34 protein-coding genes are annotated in these 25,234 nt (G+C 41.1%); 10 read left to right on the forward strand and 24 right to left on the reverse strand.

The window, feature by feature from the left end; all coding sequences use genetic code 11:
* Positions 1–9: 9 nt before the first annotated feature.
* The 4 genes from ACFIJQ_RS03785 to ACFIJQ_RS03800 all read right to left on the reverse strand — a co-directional run bounded on the left by ACFIJQ_RS03785 (position 10) and on the right by ACFIJQ_RS03800 (position 3,549).
* Positions 10–2,052: a hypothetical protein gene (locus tag ACFIJQ_RS03785; RefSeq protein WP_375628599.1), complete on the reverse strand. Its 2,043-nt coding sequence runs from the start codon at positions 2,050–2,052 to the stop codon at positions 10–12.
* Between the two features lie 266 nt (positions 2,053–2,318).
* Positions 2,319–2,531 (reverse strand): hypothetical protein, encoded by a 213-nt coding sequence (locus ACFIJQ_RS03790; protein ID WP_015856478.1) that lies wholly within the window; start codon positions 2,529–2,531, stop codon positions 2,319–2,321.
* A gap of 131 nt (positions 2,532–2,662) precedes the next feature.
* Positions 2,663–2,890: a hypothetical protein gene (locus ACFIJQ_RS03795; RefSeq protein WP_375628601.1), complete on the reverse strand. Its 228-nt coding sequence runs from the start codon at positions 2,888–2,890 to the stop codon at positions 2,663–2,665.
* A complete protein-coding gene (locus tag ACFIJQ_RS03800; RefSeq protein WP_375628603.1) occupies positions 2,887–3,549 on the reverse strand; it encodes a lysozyme in 663 nt (220 codons plus the stop codon). The genes ACFIJQ_RS03795 and ACFIJQ_RS03800 overlap by 4 nt, the downstream gene beginning before the upstream one ends.
* Positions 3,550–3,731: 182 nt before the next feature.
* Between ACFIJQ_RS03800 and ACFIJQ_RS03805 the strand changes: the two genes are divergently transcribed.
* Complete coding sequence (locus ACFIJQ_RS03805; RefSeq protein WP_015857128.1) at positions 3,732–4,055, forward strand: type II toxin-antitoxin system RelE/ParE family toxin; 324 nt, start codon at positions 3,732–3,734, stop codon at positions 4,053–4,055.
* A 12-nt stretch (positions 4,056–4,067) separates the two neighbouring features.
* Positions 4,068–4,379, forward strand: coding sequence for a DNA-binding protein (locus tag ACFIJQ_RS03810; RefSeq protein WP_208439803.1), 312 nt, complete (start codon positions 4,068–4,070; stop codon positions 4,377–4,379).
* A gap of 92 nt (positions 4,380–4,471) precedes the next feature.
* Here ACFIJQ_RS03810 and ACFIJQ_RS03815 read toward each other — a convergent pair whose 3' ends face one another.
* From ACFIJQ_RS03815 to ACFIJQ_RS03850, 8 genes are read right to left on the reverse strand one after another with little or no spacing between them, the layout of a single operon-like run.
* Positions 4,472–5,782 (reverse strand): contractile injection system protein, VgrG/Pvc8 family, encoded by a 1,311-nt coding sequence (locus ACFIJQ_RS03815; protein ID WP_375628605.1) that lies wholly within the window; start codon positions 5,780–5,782, stop codon positions 4,472–4,474.
* Positions 5,779–5,988: a tail protein X gene (locus ACFIJQ_RS03820; protein ID WP_375628646.1), complete on the reverse strand. Its 210-nt coding sequence runs from the start codon at positions 5,986–5,988 to the stop codon at positions 5,779–5,781. Before ACFIJQ_RS03820 ends, ACFIJQ_RS03815 begins: the two co-directional genes overlap by 4 nt.
* Positions 5,989–6,000: 12 nt before the next feature.
* On the reverse strand, positions 6,001–6,381 hold the full coding sequence (locus tag ACFIJQ_RS03825) for a phage tail protein (protein WP_375628607.1): 381 nt from the start codon (positions 6,379–6,381) through the stop codon (positions 6,001–6,003).
* A gap of 5 nt (positions 6,382–6,386) precedes the next feature.
* The gene (locus ACFIJQ_RS03830; protein WP_375628609.1) at positions 6,387–8,519 is read right to left on the reverse strand and encodes a phage tail tape measure protein; all 2,133 of its coding nucleotides are present in this window, start codon (positions 8,517–8,519) and stop codon (positions 6,387–6,389) included.
* Complete coding sequence (locus ACFIJQ_RS03835) at positions 8,516–8,587, reverse strand: GpE family phage tail protein (RefSeq protein ID WP_375628648.1); 72 nt, start codon at positions 8,585–8,587, stop codon at positions 8,516–8,518. The genes ACFIJQ_RS03830 and ACFIJQ_RS03835 overlap by 4 nt, the downstream gene beginning before the upstream one ends.
* A gap of 38 nt (positions 8,588–8,625) precedes the next feature.
* Complete coding sequence (locus ACFIJQ_RS03840) at positions 8,626–8,913, reverse strand: phage tail assembly protein (protein WP_375628611.1); 288 nt, start codon at positions 8,911–8,913, stop codon at positions 8,626–8,628.
* Between the two features lie 2 nt (positions 8,914–8,915).
* Complete coding sequence (locus ACFIJQ_RS03845) at positions 8,916–9,422, reverse strand: phage major tail tube protein (protein ID WP_375628612.1); 507 nt, start codon at positions 9,420–9,422, stop codon at positions 8,916–8,918.
* Complete coding sequence (locus tag ACFIJQ_RS03850) at positions 9,422–10,633, reverse strand: phage tail sheath subtilisin-like domain-containing protein (RefSeq protein ID WP_375628614.1); 1,212 nt, start codon at positions 10,631–10,633, stop codon at positions 9,422–9,424. Before ACFIJQ_RS03850 ends, ACFIJQ_RS03845 begins: the two co-directional genes overlap by 1 nt.
* Positions 10,634–11,107: 474 nt before the next feature.
* Between ACFIJQ_RS03850 and ACFIJQ_RS03855 the strand changes: the two genes are divergently transcribed.
* The 3 genes from ACFIJQ_RS03855 to ACFIJQ_RS03865 all read left to right on the forward strand — a co-directional run bounded on the left by ACFIJQ_RS03855 (position 11,108) and on the right by ACFIJQ_RS03865 (position 12,384).
* Positions 11,108–11,629, forward strand: coding sequence for a Rha family transcriptional regulator (locus tag ACFIJQ_RS03855; RefSeq protein ID WP_375628615.1), 522 nt, complete (start codon positions 11,108–11,110; stop codon positions 11,627–11,629).
* A 124-nt stretch (positions 11,630–11,753) separates the two neighbouring features.
* A complete protein-coding gene (locus tag ACFIJQ_RS03860; RefSeq protein WP_375628617.1) occupies positions 11,754–12,005 on the forward strand; it encodes a type II toxin-antitoxin system prevent-host-death family antitoxin in 252 nt (83 codons plus the stop codon).
* On the forward strand, positions 11,998–12,384 hold the full coding sequence (locus ACFIJQ_RS03865; protein ID WP_375628618.1) for a hypothetical protein: 387 nt from the start codon (positions 11,998–12,000) through the stop codon (positions 12,382–12,384). Before ACFIJQ_RS03860 ends, ACFIJQ_RS03865 begins: the two co-directional genes overlap by 8 nt.
* A 9-nt stretch (positions 12,385–12,393) precedes the next feature.
* On the opposite strand, the gene ACFIJQ_RS03870 is transcribed toward ACFIJQ_RS03865, so the two are convergent.
* Positions 12,394–12,690, reverse strand: coding sequence for a HigA family addiction module antitoxin (locus tag ACFIJQ_RS03870; RefSeq protein WP_375628620.1), 297 nt, complete (start codon positions 12,688–12,690; stop codon positions 12,394–12,396).
* A 77-nt stretch (positions 12,691–12,767) separates the two neighbouring features.
* Here ACFIJQ_RS03870 and ACFIJQ_RS03875 point away from each other — a divergent pair, with 77 nt between their 5' ends.
* The gene (locus tag ACFIJQ_RS03875; protein ID WP_375628622.1) at positions 12,768–12,947 is read left to right on the forward strand and encodes a hypothetical protein; all 180 of its coding nucleotides are present in this window, start codon (positions 12,768–12,770) and stop codon (positions 12,945–12,947) included.
* Positions 12,948–13,269: 322 nt separating this feature from the next.
* On the opposite strand, the gene ACFIJQ_RS03880 is transcribed toward ACFIJQ_RS03875, so the two are convergent.
* From ACFIJQ_RS03880 to ACFIJQ_RS03910, 7 genes are read right to left on the reverse strand one after another with little or no spacing between them, the layout of a single operon-like run.
* A complete protein-coding gene (locus tag ACFIJQ_RS03880; RefSeq protein ID WP_375628624.1) occupies positions 13,270–14,643 on the reverse strand; it encodes a Bgr_08870 family protein in 1,374 nt (457 codons plus the stop codon).
* A gap of 13 nt (positions 14,644–14,656) precedes the next feature.
* Positions 14,657–17,800, reverse strand: coding sequence for a DUF4815 domain-containing protein (locus ACFIJQ_RS03885; protein ID WP_375628625.1), 3,144 nt, complete (start codon positions 17,798–17,800; stop codon positions 14,657–14,659).
* A gap of 1 nt (position 17,801) precedes the next feature.
* A complete protein-coding gene (locus ACFIJQ_RS03890; protein ID WP_375628627.1) occupies positions 17,802–18,908 on the reverse strand; it encodes a phage tail protein in 1,107 nt (368 codons plus the stop codon).
* On the reverse strand, positions 18,908–19,735 hold the full coding sequence (locus tag ACFIJQ_RS03895; RefSeq protein ID WP_375628628.1) for a baseplate J/gp47 family protein: 828 nt from the start codon (positions 19,733–19,735) through the stop codon (positions 18,908–18,910). The genes ACFIJQ_RS03890 and ACFIJQ_RS03895 overlap by 1 nt, the downstream gene beginning before the upstream one ends.
* Positions 19,732–20,073, reverse strand: a complete 342-nt coding sequence (locus tag ACFIJQ_RS03900; RefSeq protein ID WP_375628630.1) for a GPW/gp25 family protein — start codon at positions 20,071–20,073, stop codon at positions 19,732–19,734. Before ACFIJQ_RS03900 ends, ACFIJQ_RS03895 begins: the two co-directional genes overlap by 4 nt.
* A complete protein-coding gene (locus ACFIJQ_RS03905; protein ID WP_375628631.1) occupies positions 20,070–20,759 on the reverse strand; it encodes a phage baseplate assembly protein V in 690 nt (229 codons plus the stop codon). Before ACFIJQ_RS03905 ends, ACFIJQ_RS03900 begins: the two co-directional genes overlap by 4 nt.
* On the reverse strand, positions 20,740–21,288 hold the full coding sequence (locus ACFIJQ_RS03910; RefSeq protein ID WP_375628632.1) for a hypothetical protein: 549 nt from the start codon (positions 21,286–21,288) through the stop codon (positions 20,740–20,742). Before ACFIJQ_RS03910 ends, ACFIJQ_RS03905 begins: the two co-directional genes overlap by 20 nt.
* A gap of 52 nt (positions 21,289–21,340) precedes the next feature.
* On the opposite strand from ACFIJQ_RS03910, the gene ACFIJQ_RS03915 reads away from it, so the two are divergent.
* Entirely contained in the window at positions 21,341–21,655 is a 315-nt protein-coding gene (locus tag ACFIJQ_RS03915; RefSeq protein WP_273790985.1) for a type II toxin-antitoxin system RelE/ParE family toxin, read from the forward strand.
* 16 nt (positions 21,656–21,671) lie between these two features.
* Entirely contained in the window at positions 21,672–21,968 is a 297-nt protein-coding gene (locus ACFIJQ_RS03920; RefSeq protein WP_004861504.1) for a HigA family addiction module antitoxin, read from the forward strand.
* A 45-nt stretch (positions 21,969–22,013) separates the two neighbouring features.
* Here ACFIJQ_RS03920 and ACFIJQ_RS03925 read toward each other — a convergent pair whose 3' ends face one another.
* Complete coding sequence (locus ACFIJQ_RS03925; protein WP_375628634.1) at positions 22,014–22,292, reverse strand: hypothetical protein; 279 nt, start codon at positions 22,290–22,292, stop codon at positions 22,014–22,016.
* Positions 22,289–23,029, reverse strand: coding sequence for an antA/AntB antirepressor family protein (locus ACFIJQ_RS03930; RefSeq protein WP_375628636.1), 741 nt, complete (start codon positions 23,027–23,029; stop codon positions 22,289–22,291). The genes ACFIJQ_RS03925 and ACFIJQ_RS03930 overlap by 4 nt, the downstream gene beginning before the upstream one ends.
* 410 nt (positions 23,030–23,439) lie before the next feature.
* Here ACFIJQ_RS03930 and ACFIJQ_RS03935 point away from each other — a divergent pair, with 410 nt between their 5' ends.
* A complete protein-coding gene (locus tag ACFIJQ_RS03935) occupies positions 23,440–23,805 on the forward strand; it encodes a helix-turn-helix domain-containing protein (RefSeq protein WP_375628638.1) in 366 nt (121 codons plus the stop codon).
* 3 nt (positions 23,806–23,808) lie between these two features.
* Positions 23,809–24,354 (forward strand): ImmA/IrrE family metallo-endopeptidase, encoded by a 546-nt coding sequence (locus ACFIJQ_RS03940; protein WP_375627494.1) that lies wholly within the window; start codon positions 23,809–23,811, stop codon positions 24,352–24,354.
* A 354-nt stretch (positions 24,355–24,708) separates the two neighbouring features.
* Here ACFIJQ_RS03940 and ACFIJQ_RS03945 read toward each other — a convergent pair whose 3' ends face one another.
* On the reverse strand, positions 24,709–25,080 hold the full coding sequence (locus tag ACFIJQ_RS03945) for a hypothetical protein (protein ID WP_375628640.1): 372 nt from the start codon (positions 25,078–25,080) through the stop codon (positions 24,709–24,711).
* 1 nt (position 25,081) lies between these two features.
* Positions 25,082–25,234: major capsid protein (locus ACFIJQ_RS03950; protein WP_375628650.1), on the reverse strand; the 153-nt coding region annotated here is incomplete at its 5' end.

A 25,234-nucleotide genomic window follows, 5' to 3' on the forward strand; every position in this document is an offset into this window, starting at 1 on the left:
AGGGAGAAATCATTTTATTGGCAAATTCATCTTATCGAAAAATAACCGATGCCTTTTCTTGGCATTATCTATAAGCTTGTCAAATGAAATCACTTCTATATAAGCTTTATAATTCTCGTTATATCCAAAATACCCCATGTTATCACCTGTTATTCTTAAATTCGAGTTTTTGCAACATTTCCTTATACTATCAGTTAAATCACAGATAATATAACAATAACCAGGTATATCAAGAGAGTCTTTTATAGGACGACCATCGAATGTTTGTACTTTACCTTTTCTAATTTCGTCTAGATAATCAAACACTTGTTTAATAGGATCTGTTTTATCTCCCGATTGTGCATCATCTCTCATTGGGCGTTTAATTTCTATTATAAAAAGAGATGCCAATTTCATAGGCTCTTCGTCTGATATTAAAATAGGATTGTCGTATATAGGGGTGTCGTATACATTTAAGGCACATATATCAGGTCTTTTATCTTCTGTAGAACCTGTAATAGGCATTGCTTTCAATGAGATGTCAGAAGCTAAATAATCATGAAAAACTAACTTTTCATCTATTAACCATAAATTACAATTATCCATAGAAATGTCATTGGAATCACACTTCATTGGCATTATGAGTTTGTGAATAATATTTTCTTTAGCGTAGCCTTTATCGCTTTTCTTTAAAGCCTTTTCTAGAAGATCTAAGATAACTTTTCTGTGGCATAAGTAACCTATTAGATCAGAGCGATTAAGATCATTTACAGTTTCTACATATGCGCTAACTTTACTTAAGTATTCTTCATAATTTGCGTTTTGTTCAGCTTGCAAAATATCATGACCTTCTTTTAAAGCCTTTTCTTCTAATTTAGTAAGATGTTTATGAAGGAGAAGCTCTAAGCTTTGGTCAGAGCTTGAGGGAGACGCTATGTAGTCATTTTCAGTTAAATGTTTTAGAACTGTACGGTAACGTGGTGCTTTTTCAGCTACGAATTTTTCAATTATTTTCTTACTGTTTTGAATGTTTTGCTTTAATTCTTTATCTAAGTATTTTTGAATACTAGGGACTACAGCTTTCCGTATTTTATCAAATGATATCTCTACCTTCTCTAGTAACCCTTCAGTATTTTCTTGAATATCAAAGCCTATTCTTTCAGCACGTACTCTTTCATCCAAAAAAGGAGAGCTTACGTAGCAAGAGTAGATAAATTCACCTATATCATCTTGCAGTTTTGCATGAATACCAGGAACGTTATGAGATAATCCTTCTTTTGTGATAACTCTGTTGGCGGCACAAAAATATAAAGCCTGGTTTTCTAAAGGTAAGGACCTAAATTTAAGATGCATAATAGAAAAGTTATACTTTTCTATTATTATTTTTTCATTAAAAACGGCTCCATGCATGCATTGTTCATATAGATCATTCAATAATATCTTTTCTGAGTCATCTTCAATAGTTATAGAGGGACAACTACCGGTTCTTGCAAAATACCAGAGACAATGTTCTAAGAGTGCTTTTGCAATAGATTGTAGCTTTTTAGGAATATGATTTTTATATTTTTGTTGTAGACCTGTTAACTCAACAACAGTTTCTCTCTTTGTACAATTATCTTGAAATTCGTGTAATGCTTTTATACCTTGAACAGCGTCGAATAAGAATTCACGCCCTTTTAATCCTCTATCTGTTTCATAAATACTCCGGATTTTTATATTATCAAAAGCTTTAAGCCATAAAAGTCGTCCTATACCATGGCAACCTTTTTTTATTTTATGATCTGAGTCTAAAGTTTCAAATGATTGAAAATTATAATCATTAAAGCCTGTACCATTATCGATTACTTTAAAACCTATAATTTGTGTTTTGTTTCGTTTTTCAGTATCTTTTTCAAGTGGTAGTGAAGCTTGCTTCGATCTTATGACTGAAACTATAATGTAGCGTGAGGAAAAATCATTTCCTATTTCTTCAATGGAATGAATAGAATTTACAACTGCTTCAAAAAGAGGCAGTAGAGCATGATTTTCTGGTAAAGATGTATTTCTTACGCGGCCACTTAAATTTGTTCTCATTATCCACTCTAATCTATAAAAGACAATCAATTGTGTCGTTTTACAAAGATTTGACTTCCTCTTCATCCTTAAAGGATTAAAATTTCGAAGCTGTTCATATCAAATACAGTTTATTAGAAGCTTTAAATTCATGAAACAATTAATTCAAAGATTAATTCTTTGAAATCCACTGTTTTAAATGGAAGAAGACATTGTCTATCGTCTCCATGAGACGAGCAAATTTAAGAATCCATTTTCTAAAGAATTTCGCGCGTCTCAGAGTATGTTTAGAGTCGGATATTTGGTTTTTGTGTAAAAATACTTACAAACGCATCCATAATACGTGAAAAATCAAGCGCTAATAAGAGTATAATGAGTACAATCCATTTCGTATAACGAGACATCACTTTTACACTTTTGTAGGTCATGATGATTTCTTGAAGTATTTCTTTTTCTGCTTCTGTAAGCTCTATATCGTCTTGTGTTTTTTTTCTAGCCATGTTTCCACCCACACAAGCGTTCACCTAGATTATTGTGCTTTAAGATCTCTCTTGCTAAGTTTGAACTGATGGTGTTCAGATCTTTCCGGCTTAAATAAATTGGCAACCAGCCAACACAAGAAGAAGCATATTTATTTGTCGCGCAACCAATCAGAGAGAGCAGCACGCACATCAGCATCACTTTTTTGATTAACTTCACTTTCCACCTCCAGACGTGTTGTGGCTGCTTTTAAAGCTTTTTCTGTTTGCTTTTGTTGCTCTGCTTTTTTCCCAAGAGTAAAAGCTCTTGCTAATGCAATAAAAAAAGCGGCTAAAGCCGCACCTGTTAGCATCAGATTTCTTTTTATCCATAAGATCATAGACGATGCTCCTGAAAGCGTTTAGCAACAAAGAAAATACCAGCACATGCGGCTAAAACCATAATGGTTGCCAAAGCCCATTGGATGGGTCCATTGCCTGCTAACAAACCACCAAGCCCAGAAAAAGAACCAATAATCGGTGCAAGTGCTTCTGCTTTGAAAACCCCCGTTGGTGCTTGCGTTTCTACTGTTTGATAATTGGAGGAAACATAAGCCCCTTTTGCCCATAAGCCTGTTTCTGCCGCACGCCGGTGTGCGAGACCTTCAAGACGCTTCCCGCCTGCTTTGGTCCATTTCTGTAGCTCGGCAGGGACAGCTTCATATTCACCTTGATTGAGCTTTTTTAACAGTGTCGAGTTACAAAAGGCTCCTGTTCCTACATTATAGCAAAACGACACTAACGCCGCGAATTGTTCATCTGTTAATGAAACTGTAACAGCGCGTTCAACGACATTTTCAAATTGTCTTAAGTCTTGGCAAAGAAGTTCTTCTGCTTGCTTTTCCGTGATGGTCATGCCTTCATAAACAAAAGGCTTTCCAGCATTGTTTGTATGTCCATAGCCTATTGTCCACACCCCAATGGTATCTTTGTAGGCGTTTAAACGCAAGCCTTCCCATTGTTTGATAAGTGCTAGTCCTTCTGATGATATTTTTCGCATATGCTTCTCCATAAAAAAAGCTCCGCAAAAAGCAGAGCTGGATTAAAAAATTGACATCTTTTTCATTCGGAAAGATAGCTTGGTTAAGCTTCATGTCACTTTTTCATTGGAATAAAAGAAGATTTTTTCTCAACTTTTAATTTCTTTCTTGACAAATATTCGTTTATAAACGAATATACATCATGTTTGAAATACGTCACTACCTTACTTCTGATGGCAAAGACTTGATAGCTGATTGGCTGCGAAAGCTCCGTGATATGCAGGCTAAAACTGCAATTATTCGCCGCCTTAATCGTTTAGAGCAGGGAAACTTTGGCGATTTCAAGCCGCTTCGTGAGGGTGTTCATGAATTGCGTATTAATGTTGGTCCTGGCTACCGAGTTTATTATGTCCAATCTGGAAAGACCGTATTGTTGCTATTATGCGGTGGCAGCAAAAAAACACAAGAGACTGATATCACTCGTGCATGTGCTTGCTGGCGTGATTGGCAAAACCGTGAAGATTAAAGGAGTGCAAAAATGAAAGACCGTAACCATGATGATGCAATGGCAGAAATATTCCGTGATGATCCTGAGTTGGCAGCAGCTACCCTTGATGCAATCCTAGCAGATGGTGATCAGGGTGAGCTGCTTGTAACTCTACGCCAAATGGCCAAAGCTTATGGTGGTGTTCAAGCTGTAGCTAAAGCAGCCAACTTGAACCCAACACAACTTTACCGTACACTTTCAGAAAAAGGTAATCCAGAGTTCCGCAGCTTGAATGCTTTACTGCGTACCATGGGGTTTCGTTTGGCTGTACAGCCTCTTGAACGACCAGTTCCACACGTGTAACTTTAGTTCCACTCCCCACCTTTAAAGATGGGGAAGGGAGGTATTTAAGCAATCATTTTTAATGAGGGGCTCTACATCTAGTTTATAACCTATCATGTATCCTCTTCATCCATATGGATAACGCCTTCACCTTCATCACATGCGTCTGGTGGAGCGTTTGGATCAAGGGTATCATCCTTGTCTGGTGTTGTGTTTGCAACGTTTCCAGCCGCATCTTCTTGCGCTTTATCAAAAAGTTCGCACTCTATTTTTGTGGTGTAACCACTCGTTTTATCAAGTTTGTGCTTAACACTTTTGATACGCCATTCTGCTGGAATATAGGGGCGGAAAGGGGGCTCTTGAACAAGCTTTGCTTCTGCTTGCACAAACGGATCACCACCGATATCACATGAGAAAGAAGACTTACCGCGTGATGATTTATTGCGATAAGCAGCAATGGCCGCAACAGCCTCTGATTGGTTATGGTAGGTGTATTTGAGTTCATGGAACGGTGGGTTACCAACTTTGACTTCTTTTTTTTCACCACTGCGGATATCATGATAGGTTGCGAGAACACCGCCTTTTTTCTCTTTGTCTTCTTCTTTCTCAGGTGTTGTTTCTGCTTTTTCCGATTCAGATGATGATGGTGTTGCTCTGTCATTGTCATCCATATGGATAAAGTTTTCATCATCATCAATCTCTTCTGGTTCTCGTGCATCAGCTGCAGCTTTTTGATCGTCCCCCACATCCGTTTCTAAGCCATTGGCTGCAGCTGCTTCATCTCGTGCGCTGTATTTAAAATCCCAAGAGGTGCAATGTTTCTCATGAATAACAACAATAGGGAGTGTTTCACCGGTGATGGCTTTGCCTTCACCCCGTTTGGCGAGCACAAGTTTGCCATCAACGGGCTTTGCTACCGCATCATATTCTTCTGCAAGGCGTGTAGCAAAAGCCATATCGCTTTCAGCTGTTTGGTCAATGTGACGCACAACGATTTTTGCAAGAGAAGGATCAACCTTTGGTGTATAGCCATTACGCTCTGCTATCTCTTGAACAATACTGCCAAGGGTTTTCTGGTGGTAGGATTGGCTTTTTGGGGTTCTGTAAGACGTGTTCATTGATGCGGCGCGTCCTGTAACACTTAAGCTTTGCGGTGGGCTGCTTACAGAAATTTCGTCTATCAGATAGGCTCCCATATCGCGGTTTTTCCCGCCTTCATAGCCAAGTGTTATGGAAATAACTGTCCCGATAAGAGGAATATCAAGAAAGCCGTTATCACTGTCACGCGCACGGTCATCAAGCTCTATAGTGATACGATCACTTTTGTTTTCTGCTTCATCGGTAATTTCAATTGATAAAACATAATCCATGAGCGTTTTGGTGATGTCTTCTCCATTTGCCAGAACCATGCAAAAAGGTTTCATGATTTGCTACCCCAAATTCTGATCACTGGTGTGGCTTTCGGATAGGGGAGGGACGGCAAAACTATGGTGATGCCTGCTTTTAAAATGGGTCCATAGTCTGCAAGCCCCAAATTCGCTGCATAGACGCGTTCAACAGCAAGCGCTTGTTGACCTTTGGCATAGTATTTCCAGCAAATGGCATCCACCATATCGCCATCTTTGGTCATATATAAGGTCACTCATAGGTCTTCACCATATTCTCTCAACTTTATCGTAAATTCTTGTTTTTTGGGGGTGCCGTTATGATGAAAAACGCTTTGTTTTTCCTCTACAGAAAGAATGACAAACTTACCTAAGATTTTGCCTTGACCGGTCACAAGAATGTGAGGTCCCATATGCGCTATTTGTCGCAAATATTCGAGCTGTCTGTGACCACCTTTGAAATCTGGATAAATCACGCCAGTTAAAGAAAATTCCGCATTTGCAACAGCAGGCAATTGAAGAGCAGCCTTTCTCCCCAATCGCCCTTGCTCCACCCATGGAACACCATAAGACATATCAAGTGTTTGGTAAGCTGCTGTTTCAATCGAAAAAATAAAACCATCCAAAGCTAACATCATGGTATTTAATCCGAAAGGCTAGAGGCTATGGCTAAACGTTGCTGTTTTGCATAGCGTTCAAGTGCTTGATTGACAGCGTCTCTGATTTCGTCTTTGAGACCATTTGGTACTGAAATATTTAGATTTGTAATGGTTACACGGGCATCTACTTCAACAGGTTTATGAACCGTAATTGGCTTTGGAGCTTTAAAGGCACCCACTTTATTTGTTGCCTGCATTTGTCCTGTTTCAACGACACTTGTATTAAAACCACTCTTGCGTTTTTCAGGCGGGGTGTTTGTAACCACTACTGTATCCAGCATTTTTTTTGCCCGTGCATTGGTTTCATTGGTAAAGGTTTTAATGGTCTGGGTTGAAGTTTTGTTGATTGAAACATTAAAGCCTAGCTTTTTTTTCATCCAATTAGGCATCCAGCTGGTTAATTTGCTTATCATGCCGCCAAACCAATCAGACAGAGCATTCCATTGGCTTTTGATGCCGTCCCACAAGCTACCAATGAGATTGGAACCTGCTTCCATTAAATCGATGCTAAACAGCCACTCAATCAATGCATTGATTTTTTTTGAAATCCAAGAGAGCGGTGAAAAGTTTTTAAAGAGCGTCAAGAGGTTATTGAAAACGTTACTACATAAGCTCGCAAAAGAATTCCACAAGTTACTTATGAAGCTTACTACCGTATCCCAATTTTTGTAGAGCAGATATCCAACTCCAACAAGGGCTGCTATGCCGCCAGCGATCCAGCCGATAGGAGTGGTCATGATTGCGATACCAAGCGATATAAAAGCAGAACTAACGGCAGTTATTGCTGGAATGAGTGAAGCTACAAGAGTTACAGCAAGACCAGCAATTGCGGAAGCAGCCGGTGCCATTGCCGAAATGAATGCCCCAGTAAGAACTGCTCCAACTGCAGCTAAGGATGCTGCTACCCAACCATTGAGTTTGTCCCAATATTGATAGAGGACGAAGAGCGCTGCAATGCCACCCATTAACCAACCGATAGGTGTCGTCATAATTGTGATACCAAGGCTAACAAACGCTGTTCCTACGGCTGCTAATGCGGCAATGAGTGGACCAAAAATGAACGAACCAAGTGCCACAAGTCCTACCTTGAAAAGGGTTATTTCACCAATCAGAGGTTCTAGCCATTGGAACCAGCCTTTAATTCTCTCTGTGAGATCACTGATGCCTTTTCTTAAATCGGAGGTAGGATTAAGCAAATCATTAAGGACTTTTCTTAAGGTTTTTGCCCAGCTCGCAACGGTTGTTTGAATGAGGTCGCGGTTTTCATCAATCAACTTTGAAAAACCGTCAATCATATCATTAATCACGGGCATGAAACGGGCGCCAATAAAGCTCGCGATACCGCCTATTTTTTTCTTAAAAGCACCAAGCTTATCACTCAAATCTGCTGCATAGCGTGCAACATCGGCACCTATGAGCCATTTTCCTTTTCGCGCCTTTGCAAACAGTTCTTTAATGGGTGCCATGCCTTGTGCAAGCATGGTCGCCATTTCTTTACCATCGCCCCCAAACAGCAGAGCGGCAATATGCTGTCTTTGTGCTTGATTTTTCATCTTACTCATCTTGTCGGTAATTTCTTCTAACAAGACAGAAGTGGATTTGAGTTTTCCAGAAGTGTTTTTGACAGAAATGCCAAGTGCTTCAAAGCCCATCAAGCCTCTTTTTTGTCCAGCATAGGCTTGTGCTGAACGCCTATTTAAAACCGCTAAGGATTGTTGAAAAAGTTCGGCAGAAGTGCCTGAATTATCGGCTGCATCACCCCATAATTGAAGTGATGCAACACTCATATTTAAATGGTGTGATGCGTGATAAAGACTATCTCCCAGATGCATGGTTTTCATGGTGAGGGCAGCTACACTTGCCACAAGACCACCACCAGCAAGCCCTAAGACACCGGTAAAGACCGAAGCACGGCTTGCCGCCACTCCAAGAGCACTTTGAACGCCATGAAGGCTTTTTGTCATGTTTTTGACAGCAGCAGAAAAGCGCGGAATACCCAAACTATGTGAGAGTGTTTTAGACAATGTATCGAATTTTTTTTGTACACGTTTAAGAGGCGCGGTGAGTTTGTCTTCAAGAGACAGTTTCACCTTTGCATCAGCAACTTTTTCACTCATTTTGTCTTATACCTTTCTACTGCTTGTTTTCGCCAGAATATGAGTTCTTGCGGTTCCATTTCCATCATCTTTGAAAGGGACCAATGAAAAACAATGGCAATATCGGCTATGAGTTTCGCGGCAGTTTCCCAGTCGAGGTATCCCGCCGCTTGATAAAAGACTCTAAAATCTCTCCAATGCTCGACAAGTCATTAATATCGAGTTCTCCAACCGCTTCATGTGCCCATCCAGAAAGGCGTGCAACCATAGCAATTGTTTGCTCTATGCCTTCTTTTTTGTCGATTGCTTGCACATCTTTTGTTTTGGGGCGATGTAAGGTGATTTCGGTATGCTCTTTTCCTTCAAAGGTAACCGGTACAAGTAATTTATGTGTAATGCTTGTTTGTACTGTCATTTTTATAATCCTATGTTTTCTCTATGATCTGCTAATTGATTGACGCCATTGAATTTTCTGATGAGGTTGAGGGCGTCTATCTCAACAATTTCAACGTCCTTCTGGACATATTTGAAATACTGTAATGTGAATGTTGCTGTGGATGTTGCTTTGCTCCCCGGTTGCCATTCTGCCATTTCAAAGCCTTTGCATAGTCCTCTCATGGTAATGACAACACCTTCTGCGGGTGTGCCTTGCGCTTGCATTGAACTTCGTAATGAAATGTCGACATCAGTGCGCCCCAACAGTGCCATTAACTCTGGAGAGCAATCAGAAATGGTCATGCTAAGTGTGAGAGTTTCAAGACCAAGATCAACTTCAATGGAGGAGTCCATGCCTCCGCCACGATAACTTTCAACAACCAAGTTCAAATTCGGTAATGTTACGCTTTCACATTTTGCTTGATAGGGAATGCCGTCGACAAAAATGTTAAAATATTTCAAAACTCTTGGTAAAACGGGGATAGCCATTAAAAAATCTCCTCTAAATAATCATTCACAATGCGTGAACGGAATGTGATGTGTTCTGCTGGTGTTGTTGGTGTGAATTCGACATTGAAATAGACTCTGCCGCCTTCAATAGCGCTTGCTGTATTCAACTCTGGATCAGGCGTACAACGCCCACCAAGAATGGCGCCTTGTGCTTTTAAATCACGCAAATAGGCATTGACGCTTTCACTGACATCATTCATGTAGGTTTTTTTGATATTGCGGTCGACAGCCCATAGATGCCCGCGCAAAATGGCGTCATTGATCATATCTGCGGTTCTCACCACCGATAAGAAAGCAAACTTTGTATCGCTTGAAAGGGTGCGATTCCCCCAAAGACGATAACCATTTTCGCGGATAATTGTTGTGATGTTTTGTTCGTTAAGAAGGTTAGCGCGGCTTGATCGATCACCAATGGAAAAATCAATGGGGCGCGCAGTGCCAACAATGCCATTAATCACTTTGTTTGAAGGAGAATGCCAAAAACCGTGTGTAAAATCAGTTTTAGCAATGACACCAGCAACTGCTGCACTTGCTGGCTGTTCTAAGATTTTTCCATCACGATTCACTTTTACAAACGGGTCAACGATAATAGCGCGCTTTGAATCAAAATCCTTTGCTGTGCTAAGGGCTGCTTCATCTGTTGTGTTTGGTGCATCAAGCACCACAATAGCACGCAGACGCTCTGCAATGCCAATGAGTTCTGCTGCGACGGGGTTGGCAGTTGCACCAGTTCCATTCTCTTCAATATTCACACTGGAAGGGCGTTTGTGTGTAAAGCCTGGAGCGATGAGAATGCGTGGTGTTTGTCCCACAATGGACCCCGCTCCAATCAAAGCATGGACGCCTTCATAAGCGCCATTTGCATTCACACCACCTAGAACATTGGTGAGTGTTGCATTTTCATTGTCACCTTCGTTCACACGCACGACAACGACAATTGCTCCTACTTGTTTAAAAATAAGATCAAGGGCATTGGGTAAGGTACCTTGACGCTTACCCGTTTTATCCAGTTTAGCGGCTTGTGAAAGAGAACCCGTTACCAAAACGGGTGTGTTAAGAGGAAATGCTCGGTCATCGGCATCAGGTGCTGTGCCAACAATTCCGATAACTGCCGATTGTACCGCGCGAAGGGGACGGGTGCAGTCGTCAACCTCGACAACTTCAACACCGTGTAGAAAACCTTTTGCCATACTTTATGCTCCTTTAAATGAGGGGTGAATGAAAATGAATGGGAAAAAATGAGGGTTGGATTTGAAATCGCGCCCTTTAAAACAGCAAATCATAAGGATTTTGGTTCACTCGCATTTCAAATGCGAGTGAATAGTAAAGGGTAGCATTTCAAATGCGATCCTTTGAAAACAACAATATGTGAAATAATTTTTTAAAAGCATATTGACACTAATAAACCCTCATGTTATTCGAATCACAAGTGCTAGAAACACTAAACCATTAGCGGATAGGTCACGTAAGATCTCTCCCATGCATTTAAAATACTGATTGTCTTTTATGCTATTATTGGCATATAACGATTTTGTCGGGTGTAGCTATGCTATACAATACCTTCTCACGAGGGGAAGACATAGCGACGGACTAATGGCCGTGTTTCTAACGCCCGGCACCCTTGGGGGTGTCAATAGAGACATTAAGACCATTAGGAGTTCATCATGAACAATTTAGTGACAATCAACAATGCTGGTATTGCTGTTACAACTTCTTTAAAAATTGCAGAGGGTGTGGGTAATACGCATAAAACAGTTATACAGTTAGTACGCAATAATCGTAAGGATTTTGAAGAGTTTGGTTCACTTGGATTTGAAATCCAAGTGAGTAAAAGAGACGGTAAAGGCGGTAAAAAGAGAGAAGTTGCTATCCTCAACGAACCACAAGCCACTCTACTCATGACCTATATGCGTAACAATGATACGGTGCGTGCATTCAAAAAAGCGCTTGTAAAAGCTTTCTATGATTTTAAAAACCAGTTAATTGATAGTGACCGTGATACACGTTTTGATTTTCCAAGCAACTGGGATGAAATGGGACCTACTGAAAAAGCTGTTTACATTTATGGACCGCTTCACATGCATCTTGTTAAAGCCTTTACACTAGCAGAAGAGAGCAAACATTATAAAACGCTTGTTGAAGAAGCTAAGCGCGTTTTAGCAAGCCCTGTTGTAAAAGCTGCTTAACTTTAAAAACATGATTTTATCTCCTCGTCTTTTAGGCGGGGAGGTGGTTAATGCCGTAAAATATCTTTACATAATACATATTGTACGTATAATACGTATTATACATTAAAGATAGGATGTGCATATGAAAAAATATAGTTTTACAGATGTAAACCGCGGGGCAGGCGATATTTTAGACGAGGCTATGTCTACACCTGTAGCTTTGACAAAGCGAGGGCGTGAAAAAATCATTATGCTTCCTGTTGATTTATATCATGAATTAATAAAAGCACGTTCTGGTGCACAATCTTTTGTTTATGCAGATGCACCGCAAAATATATTAGACGATTTAGATCGTGGTTTAGATGACATTTTGAATAGTGATGAACATGTTTAAAGCAGGGGATGTTGTTCAATATTATTATTTATGGCACGAACAAGCGCAAAAAGGTGAACATTCAGGACGTAAAGCGCGTCCTTCCTGTGTTATGGTTAAAACTGAAAGCCATATTTTTTTGTTTCCTATTACTTCTCAGGAGCCTATTAATTTACAATATAGCTTAAAAGTACCTGAGATAGAATGTAGACGTGCGGGGTTGCAAAAGCAATCTTGGGTGCGTGTTGATGAATTTAATGTTGTTCCTTGCGAATCTTTGTTTGACTTTGAAGATTTAAAACCACAAGGGCGTTTTAGCCTCGCTTTCGTTCGTAAAATTGCACTTAAAATTAAAGAAGTTAAAGCAATAAAACCACTTGGAAAAGTCTCTAGAGATTGAGTCACAAAGTCAAACAGCGTGGAGTATTGGAACTTTGCTAACATCTGTTTCACGTTCAGCATGCCACGCATCATAATTGGCTTGCATACGTAACCATATGGCAGCTCCATTCCCAAACATTTTGCCAAGACAAGCCGAAAGAGAAGGAGAGACAGGCTTTTTGGCATTTAAAATATCATAGAGATGTTGGCGTGATATACCGAGCATTTGTGCAATTTCTGACTTTGTTTTGCCTGTTTCAGGAATAATATCTGCTAAAACTTCTCCTGGATGAGTAGGACAACGATTAGGATTGCGTATAGTCATAGATAGTCTTCTTTGCAATTAACTTAAAAACCATTACAATCTAAACAGTATAACATCAATACTGTGTAATTTAAGAAATGAATATCAAACCAATTTGTACAGAGAGAGATTACCAAGAAGCTTTAGAAATTGTGTCTGCAATGTTTGACAAGCAACCTAAAGAGAATACTCCAGAATTTGATAGAATGAAAACTCTTGTTTTGTTAATTGAAGCTTATGAAACAGAACACTATCCTGTTTCTCCACATCGTGCGTAAAGAGAAGAATAGGTGTATGGAGGGGATAAATTTGCACGTTAACATCAATGATTTTACGACCATACCAACGGCTGTCTGATCAAATATTGCTAAAAACTTAGATCCCTTGCCATTCTTAATAAAGTGAATACGAAATTTAAATTCTATTGCCATCTTGCTCTCCAAATCAATGAAGAGACTATAACAAGCATCACCATGCTCCATAAGACTGACACTGTCAGTCAAAAAAAGCCCTTTCAAAGGGCTTTAAAGGACTTAAAAACATATAAGCCTGCTTATACAACAGCTATCCATTTGACTTGTGCTATTTTTAGTTTTGTATTTAATCTTTCCATAATCTTATAAGAACAGCGCCATCAGCTCCAGCACCGCTGTCATATCCATCCCTACTAGCACCGGCACCTCCGCCCCCAAAACCACGTCCTGCTTTTCCTGAAGGAAAGCTACCATCTGCCGTTCCTCCACCACCTCCCCTTGATGTATCGCCTCCAGCATCACCTCCGTTACCACTTGTGTCTCCTTCAATTCCTTTCGTCCCAGCATAACCATTTCCTCCTTTGGCAAGTCCTAGGAGATCATCTGTTGCCCAACCAAAATTTCCACCAATGCCCCCAGTTCCACCAGTGCCTGAATAGTAATAAGTATTTCCCCTTGATATACTATAATAAGCACCCCCACCACCATGTCCTCCTGTAGCGGTAATAAAATTCTTTCCAACGGTTGTTGTTCCTCCAGAGTTTCCTGTCGCACCATGCTTTGCAACAGAAGTTCCTCCTTTACCAATGATGATATCCTCATGCCCGTTTAAACTGGATTTATAGCCATACCACACGGAACAACCTCCGCCTCCTCCTCCTCCACCATCACCATAAGACCAAGAGGAACCACCACTACCTCCACCGCCCCATGCTTGGATTTCTACTTTGGTTTTATCGGTTACCCAATCTGGCCATTGAATTTTCCCATCCTGTGTATAAAGTAACTCAGCATCAACAAGCGCAGACCAATTAATGACTTTATTACTCAAAGCTTTTTTTAAGATCTTTTTTGTTTCTGCTAAGATAGCTGCATCCACTTGTGATTTGGTATAAATAAGGTCACCATCCACTTTCAGCGGTCCTTTCAACATGCTTCCCGTTGCACTTAAACTTGTGACCACTTCACCATTATGGGTGAGATTAAACGACGAATTACCCAACAGTTCTAAACCACCATTTATAGTAACTTTACTGGTAAATTTATTATAACTTTGCCATTCATTTGGGCTTGTGAGGCGCCCATAGCTTGTGAGATCTTCATTGATCTTGGCTCTAAATTCATCCAATCCAACAATATCTTCTGTTTTATGCTGGTGCGTTCCTAACAGTGAGACAGCACTGCCAAAAGTGAAGTTATTGTTGCTTGATTTATAGAGAACATAATTGTTGGCAGCATCTTTTGCGCCTTCGATATCGCTTAAATCAGCAAATGAGAAGGTTTTATCCGCTGCCATTTTGCCATTGAGGGCTGTTTCAAGATCTGCAACATCACTTATGCTATGCGTGTGTTTTGAAGGTACTTTTTCGTCTACCTTTTCCTCAATATCAACAATGGCTTGATCAACTTTTGTCAAGTTTTCCCGCAAGATTGGGAATTCAGAACTGATAAAGCGTCCTTCTTTAGGCAATTCCATGTCGAGTTTTTTGGTTTTGGTCATCTCTGTTCTCCCATCACAATATACCGGCGCCAAAATCACTCACCATTGACCGTGCCGCTGGTCCGCCGGTAAGGGTGAGTTTTAAGCGCGCTTGTTTGGCTGTTTTGTCGCTGCTTACAAATTTGCGCTCTGTCCAAAGTGGTTCGGATAACTGCTCTGTTTCGTCGAGTTTCAAAGGGGTGAAAGCACCATCATCCAGTTGCATCTCGAGTGAGAAGGTTGCACCGCCCGGTAAAAAGGTTTTGATATAACTGGTCAGCCTTGCCTTTTCTCCAAAGGAAAAAGCACGGGTGACATAAGTGGCTGTTTTATGGATCTTTCCTGCAATCAATTGGACAGGAGCAAACAAGATAGGTGAGAGCTTTTCGGTGCCTTTGAGAATGGCACGAAGCTTTACCTTTTCACTGATATATTCGGTAAGGCTTAGCAATTGAAAGGGTAGGAGTTGATAAACCGTGCCATTGTTTCGTTCAATTTCAAAGATGACAGAACAATCGCTTGAAGGTAATTCAATCGCCGCGCGTACTTGCAAATCAGAGCAGTCCACAAGGTCAAAAGTGCCAAGATCAATGGTTTTTTCTGTTTGTGTGTAGCGGGCTGCCAACACACGAAAGGCTAAAGCCTCATCTTGATGGGCTGTCCAGCTTTGCGCATTGACAGAAGAAAAGCGTGGACCGGTCACGTAAGGGTGGCTTGAGACGTATCTCTGGTGTTCTGCATCAAAATCCCCAAGCTTTGCTAAAGAGACGGAATGATCAGCATCATCTGTCTTGATAACGAAAGCCGTTAAGCGGTCATCGGGGACAAGGAGTGGTACATCATAGCGTGCCTCTGCCCAACCAGTTTTTGCGCCCTTCATGGAATAAAAGCTTTGTGCTTGGATATCGGCGGTCGGATAACCGTTTTCAGTGGTGACCAAATCAATCACCAAATCATGGTTATGATTACCGATTTTGCAAAGATGAAAGTCAATCCCTGTTATTTGCCGTGTTTCATCGGGGGTAAAAACTTGCGCTTGTGGGTCAACTTGCGTCCATATCTTCACCGTGGTGGTGCGCCGCATCACTTTCACATCAATCACACCTTGACCAGTAAAAAGACCTGTTGCAATTGTTCCACCTCTGCCTCGTGCCACAACATTTTTTGTACCAGCGGTAATGTTTTGTGGAATTTTAAAAGTGCCCTCAATGGCGCCATAAGAATCGGCAAAAATGAGATAATTCGGCAAGACATTCACACCATCAAAAGTGAGGCTTTCTAATTGTTCCCACTTGCCAAAACCTTCAATTTTGAAGGAAAGGGTAATTTGTCTCAAAAAATCGATTTGCTCTTGAGTCTCATTGACCAAGTCATCACGCACTTCTGTGTTACGAATAGTTCTGCCACGGTTCCTGCCCATGATGATCTGATTGGTGATACCCGAGAGCCAATCGGTGCGCTGTTCGTGCCAGAAGTCTGTCGCGGGTGTGAGGGTTACTGTACCAGGCAGGGGTGCAAAATTTTGATAAGGGTTGATTTTTTCGCAAGCGGTTGTCAACTCTTGCGCAATGATCACTTCATTTGTCCAGTCAAGCGTAACAGGCGCTTTTAAAGGAGCGGTATAGAATATTGGGTCAATGGCGAGCTGTAAAATGCCATTGCCTACAGCACCGCTTTGTTGAAAGCCTTCATCTCTGTAAGAGTCATCAAGAAAGGGATCAGCAAACATGCCTTTTTTGGCAACAGGTTCTTTAGAGTCAACATTGCTTTTAATACGCTCTAATTGCATGAGACGGTCAAGCGAGAGCACCCGTTGAAAATAGCGCCACATCTCATCATAGGGGGCAACACGCGTTCCATCATTGACCACAACCGGCGTTTCAAGCCAATTGTTGGTGATCGTTGCAAGGGACAACACATCATCAGGAACACTTGGTGCCATGGGGTGATCTGCCGAGATACCTTTGATGTAAACCACATTGCCCCCTGTATTGAGACCTATACGGTCAATGCGGGGCAATTTGTAAGTGTAACTGACGATAATATCACCACCTTGCGCCCCACCTGAGACAGTGATTTCCTGTGCTGTTACTTTATCAGCCGTGATTTTTGCGCGGTAACGGTAAGTCACCTTATAGCTACTCCCTGCTAAAGGTTCGTCTCCCACGGGTGCCCAATCAATGGTGTCTCCGGTTTTTTTAAAATCTGTGCCTTCTTTAAATTCCTTGCTTCCTTGAACGATTTTGATAAACGCGGTGATGCTTTTATCAGGAACACCATCACGCCCAGCGGCAACGGCACCACGGGTGACGTTAACGGTTTTTTCTTTTGTCAACAAAAGAGACTGAATATCAGCAATAGGAAAATAATAGGGTTTAAAGGTAAAACTTGTTTTCCCTTTTGGAGGCGCAAAAATATGCGTTTCGCTTGGAACAACGCTTGTCGAAAAATCCTCTGGCTCTTCATGGCGCAAGGCGGCTAAGCGTTTGCGTTTAAAGCCATTGATATTGGCTTCTCCTTCTTGAATACTAAACACTTGGCAACCGTTATTTGCTCCCAATGCGCTCACACGGCAGCCACTCACGATATAATGCCCATGGGCACGGTCGTACGTCGCAATAGCTTGCATGGCGGGTTCAAGCAATGAGGGTGATTTTTGATCAATCAGAACACCATCTTGTAAAATATAAACGGGAAAGAAAGTGCCACTCTGAGCATCCTCTTTGAGTGCCCAAACAAGCTTTGCTGTTTCGCGTGCGGCTCCAGGCTCTCCTTCTGCCAAGGTGCCAGGAATTTTCCCCAACAGCTCTGGATCATCCTCATATGTCACCCATTTTTTTTGCAACTTCACACCAATTTCCAAGCGCCCAATCATGGCAACATTGTTGAGTACAGCTGGTGCAACGGGGAAAATATCGCCTGCGATATAAATCTTGCCATCCGTTAAAGTCACTGTTTGCGTATCTTTGTTGACAAACGCATCTGCTCGTTCAACGCGGTCTCCTTCTTGTGCCACAAGGCGCCCCAAACGGTCATGCCGTCCCCTTATAATGGTTTGAACTTCATTGAGTTCACCACTTTGAATAAAGGGACGCGTGCCATAAAAGACAACACTTTGTTGTTCCTCTTTGCCGCGAGATCTGTCAATTGCAAAGGGTAAACCACTTTCATGCTTCATATTAAAACCTCAATAAAATCTTGAATTGTTCGCGAACATCGGCACGCAAAGGAATATTAATTGGCGTTTTGAGTATCTCGACACCGCCATTGAGTTCATCAGGCTCCAACCAAAGCTTGCCAACCGCTATGTTTTCTGCGGGGGTAGCGTGAACCAAAATTGAAACAAATGCTGCTTGTTTCCCATCAACATCGTGAAAATCTGTTCGTGCAGCTAGAAAAAGCGCTGTGCCCATCGGGGAGGGCTGGAATCTGCCGCCTGAATGGCTGTAAACCCCCTCCAAAGCCTGTTCGACAGGCGCTACAGCATAGCATCTTTGATACCCAATCACGGCATCTTGGCTGTCTCTTAACACGAGATAAAGCGTGCGACCATGAAACCACTCTGCCATCAGCATATCGCGTTCATGTTTTTTGACCGAACACCACGGAAAATTTGCCATGTCCCATGGGTAATCGATTTGGTCCCAGCTTAACTCTTCATCCCCATCATCTATCCAATTACCAATAAGCCTGCCTTCTTCTCTTAAGAGAACGTGCTCTATCTCTGTTGTGCGCCCAAAGGAAAACAAAGTGCCCCCAGCTGTTAAGCTAACACCACTTTCATACTCCAACATGCTGTCATCAAGGCGTGACATATTGCCTTCCATGGCTTGAACATCATAACCATAAACACCACGACGAAAATCAGAGCGCAAACTTTTGGAAAGGTCGGTAATTGCTTCAATGGCTTCAAGGCTTTTCCGTTCAGGCAACTGATCAAAATCAAGTTGAAAGGAATTCCACCATATCCGCCCCGTCCATGCGGGCGTAAAGCGTGCTGTAATCTGGAGCCATTCAAGCCCCACCTCTATTGCAGCAAGGGAGCCGCGCAAGCGCTGCCATTGAATCCCTTGATCAATCAGATCATAGAGGTTTGGAACATAAGGCGTAAGCTCTCCAAGCCCGTATTCTTCAATCAACCACGGCAAGAAACGGGGAGGGCGTGTGATCAGTTTAGAACGTGAAATCCCCAAAACAGAACCATCAATATCTTGATGAAAATCGCAAGCATCGGCAAGGCGCTTTTCAAATTCTGTCGCGTTTGTGGGAAGGAGGGAACCAACCATTAGCGCGCACGCCCTTTGAAGTTTAAGGTGATTTTTCCAATCGATAAAATTTCTTCATCACAAACCATACTGTCTTGTGTTGGGGTAATGGCAATGACTTTTTGGACACCAGAAATCATTAGTTTTGAAATCCACCACGACAAACTTAATTCACGACCAATGGCTTGTTCTTGTCTCCATGCTGCTCTTAAATTTGTTTCCATTGTTGTAAGAATTTTCAAAGATGTTTCTGGTAACAGCCAAACATCTGCCTCTAAATCCATTACTTTTTTGACAGCAGCGTGAACAATGATTGTATCATTGGTCATGATGATATTTTTTCTGTGAAGAGCTTTTGAGACTGTTTGTATGAGATCTTCAGATGCCGTTCCTTCTTCATTGTTGCCAAAAAGAGCAACATAGATGGTTGGGTCTTTGCCTTTACGGTAAACAATCGCATCCTTAACACGACTATCTGCTGTTAAGGCTATAAGCTTGTAATAGGGCTCTGTCCCGCTACCATTGCCACCACGGGCATGAAGCTCTATGCGTTCACGATATCTCTCGTCACTTTCACCCTCCATGCGGGCAAGACCATGCCAGTTTCCCAAAGCGTCAAGAGATTCACCGGTTGCAAAATCAAGAATGTTGTTGCGTGCCGCTTCGTTAATACGCTGTCTTAAAAGCAACTCTCGATAGCTAAAAGCCTCAATGACTTTTACGGCCGGATCACTTTCAAGAATGGTATATTCAGGCAAAAGTTCGTTTAAATGAGCAAGAGCAGCAGCGCGTATTTCCTCAAAAGAAAGTTCTGTGATGATTTCGGGTTTTGCAAGTACTCCATTCATTTTATCAATAATCCTTCCATGGTAATGGGCTTACCGGATGGCAAATAAATGCCTTCAAAGGACAAAGAAACTTGTTCAGCCTCACTCCATTTAAAATCAATTTTTTTCAATTTAAAACGCGGTTCCCACTTGTCTAAAGCCTCAGCAACAGCAGCATAAAGAGCAACAGCAAAAGCATTATTCACTGGAGCATCAATGAGTTCAGCAACGCGTGAACCATAATCACGCCGCATTACACGCGAACCAATCCGCGTTGATAAAATATCAAGGATTGATTGGCGTAAATGATCAATGCCGGTTAATGGCTTTCCTGTTGTACGGTCCATTCCACTGTTCAATTGGGACCTCCTGTCATAGAGCCACCAGAAGTAACACCGCCATGAACATGTGTTGCTCCTACATTGGTGCCGTTATGCTTTAGTCCACTTGAATGAATGGAAACATTATTTCCAGAATGAAGAGAGAGACTATCATTCGAATTCAGTGAAATGCCATCACCAGCCTTCAAAGAGATGCCGCCTTTTGCGTTTAAATTTATATCGCTTTCTGAAACAATCTTTATGCCTTCCGGTGCGGTAAGCTCTAGATTCCCACCATCACCTTTTAGTGACACACCATCAGCGATTGTCAGGATAAACTTTCCACCTGATTTGATATGAATTCCATAAGTGTTTTGTTCATCATCATATTCAAAGCTGGTTCCATCAGGGTATATCGTTCGGTGAATGCTGCCTTTATCGGCTGCTTGATTAGCATCGGTGTGAAGTGAACCAACAATCACCCCTTGTGACAAATCCCCTGATGACGAGATAACAACTACTTGCTCTCCAACATCGCGCCCTTCATAGGAGCGTGTTTTACCGGCGCGGGCTTGTGTGTCTGGAATCCAGTCACTGACGAGATTGCCACTTTTTATCCGATAGCGTGCGTTTTTATGGTCGACATGGCTAATCTTCCCCACCACAACCATATTGGCCACACGTCTTTTTAGATCTGTGATTTCTTTATCGCGCCGCTCTAACATGAGTAACCTCGATTTTATGGTATTTATCTTTATTTCTCACGCCTGTTTCTGGTTCAAAGCTTAAGAAAGGTTCAACGATTCTTGCTGTTACATTGCCTTCTTCTTCATCCATGTTGGGGATGTTGGTCACATAAATGACTTCAAAGGTTAAAATCGCACCATGGAGCGCTAGGGCGCCATTATCACCAAAGGCAAAAGCAATATTTTGCAGGCGGCATGTCTCAACTGTGTTGTTGAGATTGGGATTAGCGTAGAAAACCTCCTCCACTTCCCATGCTAATTGGTCAACAAAACGTGCTCCATCTTCACATGTCGCATAACATTCAACATCTAGCGTTAAAACACGCCGCCTTATTCCATAATCATAGCCATCTTCAATCGTTTCACTTTGTGTTGAGATATTAATTGCAGGCGTGTTCTCAGGGGAGAAGTTGAAATCACGCATATTGAAAACATTGTCACCAGCTGCCGTCTTTGCTGCCTTTATCAAAGCAACAAAGCTTTCCCTTATCGTCTCTCTCGGATGCATGGGCGCTCCTGTTATTTAACATTTATCCTTTTCTTTATATTGGTATCGTGTTATGATACGTAAAAGAACGAATAAAGGTGATTTGGTGATTGAATCTTTTGCTGATAAGCGGTGTAAAGATCTTTTAGAAGGCAATCCGCCCAGAGGCTTTCCCACCACTCTAGTGCGTATAGCCCAAAGAAAATTGTTTATGCTCGATAAAGCAGTTGATCTTAAAGATTTGCGCAGTCCTCCGGGAAATCGTCTAGAAGCATTGAAAGGAGAGCGTAAAGGTCAATATTCTATCCGTATTAATGACCAGTTTCGTATTTGTTTTGAATGGCGCTCTAATGGCGCCTATGAAGTTGAAATCGTAGATTATCATTGATCTGTAGGAGGTCGAGATGAAAAATTATATAGCGATTCATCCCGGAGAAATTTTACGAGAGGAATATTTAAAAGAATATGCTCTCTCTGCTTATGCTCTTGCAAAAGCATTAAATGTTCCACGCACGAGAATAGAACGTATTGTTGCTGAAAATAGTCCAGTGACTCCCGATACAGCACTAAGATTAGCCTATTTTTTTGATACTACTGCTGAATTTTGGCTTAACATGCAAGCTGCTTATGACGTTAGTATATTACAAACTGAAAAAGCAGACGAATTTGCCAAAATCAATAAATTTGAATGTAGGGTTTAACCACTCCCCATTTTAAGAACAGGGAGGGGAGTTGTGTTTTTTTAATTAAGCAACCTTTTTAATGGGGCTCTCTAAATCTGGTTCATAAGTTCGCAACAAAGAATCCATACGATGTGGAAGTTCTGAAGCTCCAAAATCTGTCAAAATTGCCAAGATTTTTGTAATATTGGGCACGTCATCTTGAAGCTTTAAAACCAGAGCATCTACGACCGATTCCATAACCTCAACTATAGCATTGCAGTCCTCATCTCCAATGCCTCGATGGTTAGAAAGCTTAAACAATGCCATCCACAAATCGCATAAAAAGTTGGTATCTACTTTCATTGCACACCCCCAAAGATTTGCTCTCTCAAACATGCCAATCCTCTGGATGTAATTTTTGTTGAAGGCAGCACCTTTTCTGTACCATCCGGTCTTTGAATGGTAATAGCAGGGCAATCCATGAATCCTTTCTTGATCTTGTCCTGATAAGGTAACAGAGGCGCCCCTGGAGCCCGTCGATACACCCAATCATGTTTACGCAAGTAATCCGTTAAATCCTTTGGTCGCACCTCTAACATCTTTGCTGCTTCAATAAGACCGAACAAACCATCAGAGCGTTTTAAACCTTCCAAAGCTTTTGCTTTTGGAGTCAATTCAGCAATAACATGATCTTTCTGCTCGATTTGGCTTTGTAAGTGATTCAAAACACCAAGCAATGCTTCTGGTTTGGAGTAGTCAACTTGTGGTGTCACTACTTGTTTCAAAAGCCGTTCACATTTGATAAAGTATAAACGCGCTTCTCTACCTTTCTTATTGTTCTCAAGCATAGAAAGCTCTTTTGCTACACTTAAAGTTAGATGATAATCTTTAGAAGGACGACCACCTTGGAGGTTTTCCCCAAAGTTGGTGAAAACTAAATAATCCTGATTTTCTAATAAATTATATTTGTTGATGCGATATTTAATCCAAGTAGAGAAATCTTTACCTACTTCTAAAAACGCATGCAAATCACGAGCGTTAACAGTTTGAACAGTTTCCTGATCAATAACCTGTTCTCTAATTTCTATAAGAGTATTCATAATGAATTCCTTATGGTTAGACGTTTGTTAATGACACTCAAAAAGAGTGCCGGGCGCTAACAAACACGGCCATAAGTCCGTCGTTACACTTTCCCCGCAAGGGTATTGTATAGCGTAACCACACCCGACAGATGTTATTATACGCATGTAGCATATAATGAGTCAAAGTCTTTAATGTATAGAAGACTGATTATTTCGGTAACCAATCCGCTTATGGTTCTAAGGTGTTTGTTAGGCACCTGATTCGATTATTCATACTCCTGTCACAATGTCAAGCCACTTTCGATAATTTTTAAATTTTTGCTATTGGCAATTTGTAATTATTGTAAAAAAAAGAGTTGATTTATACCTTAAGATAAAATATATTCAACTTATTAAGATTAATTATCCGTCCTTTGGAGTTCTATTTGATGCTTACATCCTTTGGTAAAACCTTACGGAAACTCCGTATTGATCATGCAGAACGCCTTTTAGATATGGCTAAAAAATTAGATATATCTGTAGCATTTTTATCTTCTGTTGAGATTGGCAAAAAATCTGTGCCTGTTGGTATGGAAGAAAAGATCATAGAATTATACGATTTAGATCAAAATATGGCTTCTCTCTTAAGACAAGAGGCTGATGCTTGCCGCAAAAGTTTTACAATAAAGTCTTCTAATTCATCCACAGGTAAACTTGTTGGTATGTTTGCTAGAGTTATAGATAACATTTCTCCAGAAGATGTAGAAAAAATGAAAAAATTAATGGAACAAATAAAAGAAAAAAAAGGTAAGTAGAAGGTGAAGAAAAGCATTGATTACGAAGTTCCTCCTTATAGTTGGGAGAAAATTGGTTTTTTTACTGATTTACTTCGAAAAGAACTGAAATTGTTAGATTACCAAGCTTTCCCAGTTATGGATTTTGCTGAATACATTTTGCCTACTATGAGACCAGGATATTGTTTACATATCGCAGATGAGGAAGAACTTGGAAATGTGGGTGGTTTAACAGACCCGCAAGGCAAATTCATTGTTTTAAGAGAGGATATTTATAAAGATGCGTACGATGATAATGGTCGCGCAAGATTTACAGTTGCTCATGAACTTGGTCATCTTTTTTTACATACAAATTTACCTTTTCAACGCGTAGTCAATTCTCATGAAATACCTGTCTATCGCAGTGCAGAAAAACAAGCTAACCAATTTGCTGCTGAGCTTTTAATGCCACGTTCAGGAATGTCAAGATTTAAGACTCCAAGAGAGGTAGCTAATTTCTATGGAGTTTCATTACAAGCAGCAGAGATTAGGATAAATTACATGACAAATTATTTTAAATCACAACAATAATGGGTTTGAGTTGCAGCTCAAACCCATAAAGAGTTTACGTCAGGTTTCGGTTAGCTGACGTAAAACCAGACAGGAAACAACAAGATGCGACCTGTAACAACACGCGGAATTGTATCATTGTAAATGTTTCCTGTCTAGGTTCATCCACCGAAAAAGGAGTCTTTATGAGAAATAAAGACAAAAAAACGTACGTTTTTCGTACATGGCGTAGATGTCCTTATACAGGTCAAAAACTTTACGCAAAACACTATGGGCGAAAGGCTTGGCGTATTCCAATAAGTAGGTGAAACACAGAAAGTAGGTGAAACACAGAAGGGGGATAATTTATTCCCCTTCTGCATCTCAGAAATATAATCAAAATTGCTTTTTAGATGAAGATTCATTACGCAGAATAAGCTTATACATACCGGATTCAGAGGCTTGGACATCTGTGATCACGAAGTGCTCTTGAGAAGAGGGGGCTTTGTTGTTTTCAGGGGAAATGATTACAACATTATCTTGAGGGTTTGGTGGTAATCCTCCAATGTCATTGATACAAAGATCAAGTTCCTTTCTTGCAATTGTCGTGGGGATTCTGCCACCAGCGTCCGATTCTGAATGCTTAATGGTGTAAATCGCTGTGATACGAAAAGATTGCTGGTTGTCCTTTCGCGTGTAGATGATGGGCTGCCCAAAAGTGTTGCGCACATCTTTAACCATTTGGTTTAGCAGCCCGTGCCATCGCATGTTATTTCGCTCCAATCACGGCTTTAAACAGCATTTCTGGGCGTGTGCAAATGTAAAGCGGATAGCTATAGACTTCAGGTTTTACCCATGCATTACGGTCGTGATCAACGATCAACATGGTGTAGAGAGGTTTTCCGACCGTGTTGGCAAAATC

Source organism: Bartonella sp. TT67HLJMS (assembly GCF_042193375.1).
In the GTDB taxonomy this organism is placed as follows: Bacteria; Pseudomonadota; Alphaproteobacteria; order Rhizobiales; family Rhizobiaceae; genus Bartonella; species Bartonella grahamii.

Coding starts and splice junctions, on each gene's coding strand:
- ACFIJQ_RS03785 (WP_375628599.1), bottom strand. CDS start 2,052: ATGAGAACAAATTTAAGTGGCCGCGTAAGAAATACATCTTTACCAGAA.
- ACFIJQ_RS03790 (WP_015856478.1), bottom strand. CDS start 2,531: ATGGCTAGAAAAAAAACACAAGACGATATAGAGCTTACAGAAGCAGAA.
- ACFIJQ_RS03795 (WP_375628601.1), bottom strand. CDS start 2,890: ATGATCTTATGGATAAAAAGAAATCTGATGCTAACAGGTGCGGCTTTA.
- ACFIJQ_RS03800 (WP_375628603.1), bottom strand. CDS start 3,549: ATGCGAAAAATATCATCAGAAGGACTAGCACTTATCAAACAATGGGAA.
- ACFIJQ_RS03805 (WP_015857128.1), top strand. CDS start 3,732: ATGTTTGAAATACGTCACTACCTTACTTCTGATGGCAAAGACTTGATA.
- ACFIJQ_RS03810 (WP_208439803.1), top strand. CDS start 4,068: ATGAAAGACCGTAACCATGATGATGCAATGGCAGAAATATTCCGTGAT.
- ACFIJQ_RS03815 (WP_375628605.1), bottom strand. CDS start 5,782: ATGAAACCTTTTTGCATGGTTCTGGCAAATGGAGAAGACATCACCAAA.
- ACFIJQ_RS03820 (WP_375628646.1), bottom strand. CDS start 5,988: ATGACCAAAGATGGCGATATGGTGGATGCCATTTGCTGGAAATACTAT.
- ACFIJQ_RS03825 (WP_375628607.1), bottom strand. CDS start 6,381: ATGATGTTAGCTTTGGATGGTTTTATTTTTTCGATTGAAACAGCAGCT.
- ACFIJQ_RS03830 (WP_375628609.1), bottom strand. CDS start 8,519: ATGAGTGAAAAAGTTGCTGATGCAAAGGTGAAACTGTCTCTTGAAGAC.
- ACFIJQ_RS03840 (WP_375628611.1), bottom strand. CDS start 8,913: ATGACAGTACAAACAAGCATTACACATAAATTACTTGTACCGGTTACC.
- ACFIJQ_RS03845 (WP_375628612.1), bottom strand. CDS start 9,422: ATGGCTATCCCCGTTTTACCAAGAGTTTTGAAATATTTTAACATTTTT.
- ACFIJQ_RS03850 (WP_375628614.1), bottom strand. CDS start 10,633: ATGGCAAAAGGTTTTCTACACGGTGTTGAAGTTGTCGAGGTTGACGAC.
- ACFIJQ_RS03855 (WP_375628615.1), top strand. CDS start 11,108: ATGAACAATTTAGTGACAATCAACAATGCTGGTATTGCTGTTACAACT.
- ACFIJQ_RS03860 (WP_375628617.1), top strand. CDS start 11,754: ATGAAAAAATATAGTTTTACAGATGTAAACCGCGGGGCAGGCGATATT.
- ACFIJQ_RS03865 (WP_375628618.1), top strand. CDS start 11,998: ATGTTTAAAGCAGGGGATGTTGTTCAATATTATTATTTATGGCACGAA.
- ACFIJQ_RS03870 (WP_375628620.1), bottom strand. CDS start 12,690: ATGACTATACGCAATCCTAATCGTTGTCCTACTCATCCAGGAGAAGTT.
- ACFIJQ_RS03875 (WP_375628622.1), top strand. CDS start 12,768: ATGAATATCAAACCAATTTGTACAGAGAGAGATTACCAAGAAGCTTTA.
- ACFIJQ_RS03880 (WP_375628624.1), bottom strand. CDS start 14,643: ATGACCAAAACCAAAAAACTCGACATGGAATTGCCTAAAGAAGGACGC.
- ACFIJQ_RS03885 (WP_375628625.1), bottom strand. CDS start 17,800: ATGAAGCATGAAAGTGGTTTACCCTTTGCAATTGACAGATCTCGCGGC.
- ACFIJQ_RS03890 (WP_375628627.1), bottom strand. CDS start 18,908: ATGGTTGGTTCCCTCCTTCCCACAAACGCGACAGAATTTGAAAAGCGC.
- ACFIJQ_RS03895 (WP_375628628.1), bottom strand. CDS start 19,735: ATGAATGGAGTACTTGCAAAACCCGAAATCATCACAGAACTTTCTTTT.
- ACFIJQ_RS03905 (WP_375628631.1), bottom strand. CDS start 20,759: ATGTTAGAGCGGCGCGATAAAGAAATCACAGATCTAAAAAGACGTGTG.
- ACFIJQ_RS03910 (WP_375628632.1), bottom strand. CDS start 21,288: ATGCATCCGAGAGAGACGATAAGGGAAAGCTTTGTTGCTTTGATAAAG.
- ACFIJQ_RS03915 (WP_273790985.1), top strand. CDS start 21,341: ATGATACGTAAAAGAACGAATAAAGGTGATTTGGTGATTGAATCTTTT.
- ACFIJQ_RS03920 (WP_004861504.1), top strand. CDS start 21,672: ATGAAAAATTATATAGCGATTCATCCCGGAGAAATTTTACGAGAGGAA.
- ACFIJQ_RS03925 (WP_375628634.1), bottom strand. CDS start 22,292: ATGAAAGTAGATACCAACTTTTTATGCGATTTGTGGATGGCATTGTTT.
- ACFIJQ_RS03930 (WP_375628636.1), bottom strand. CDS start 23,029: ATGAATACTCTTATAGAAATTAGAGAACAGGTTATTGATCAGGAAACT.
- ACFIJQ_RS03935 (WP_375628638.1), top strand. CDS start 23,440: ATGCTTACATCCTTTGGTAAAACCTTACGGAAACTCCGTATTGATCAT.
- ACFIJQ_RS03945 (WP_375628640.1), bottom strand. CDS start 25,080: ATGCGATGGCACGGGCTGCTAAACCAAATGGTTAAAGATGTGCGCAAC.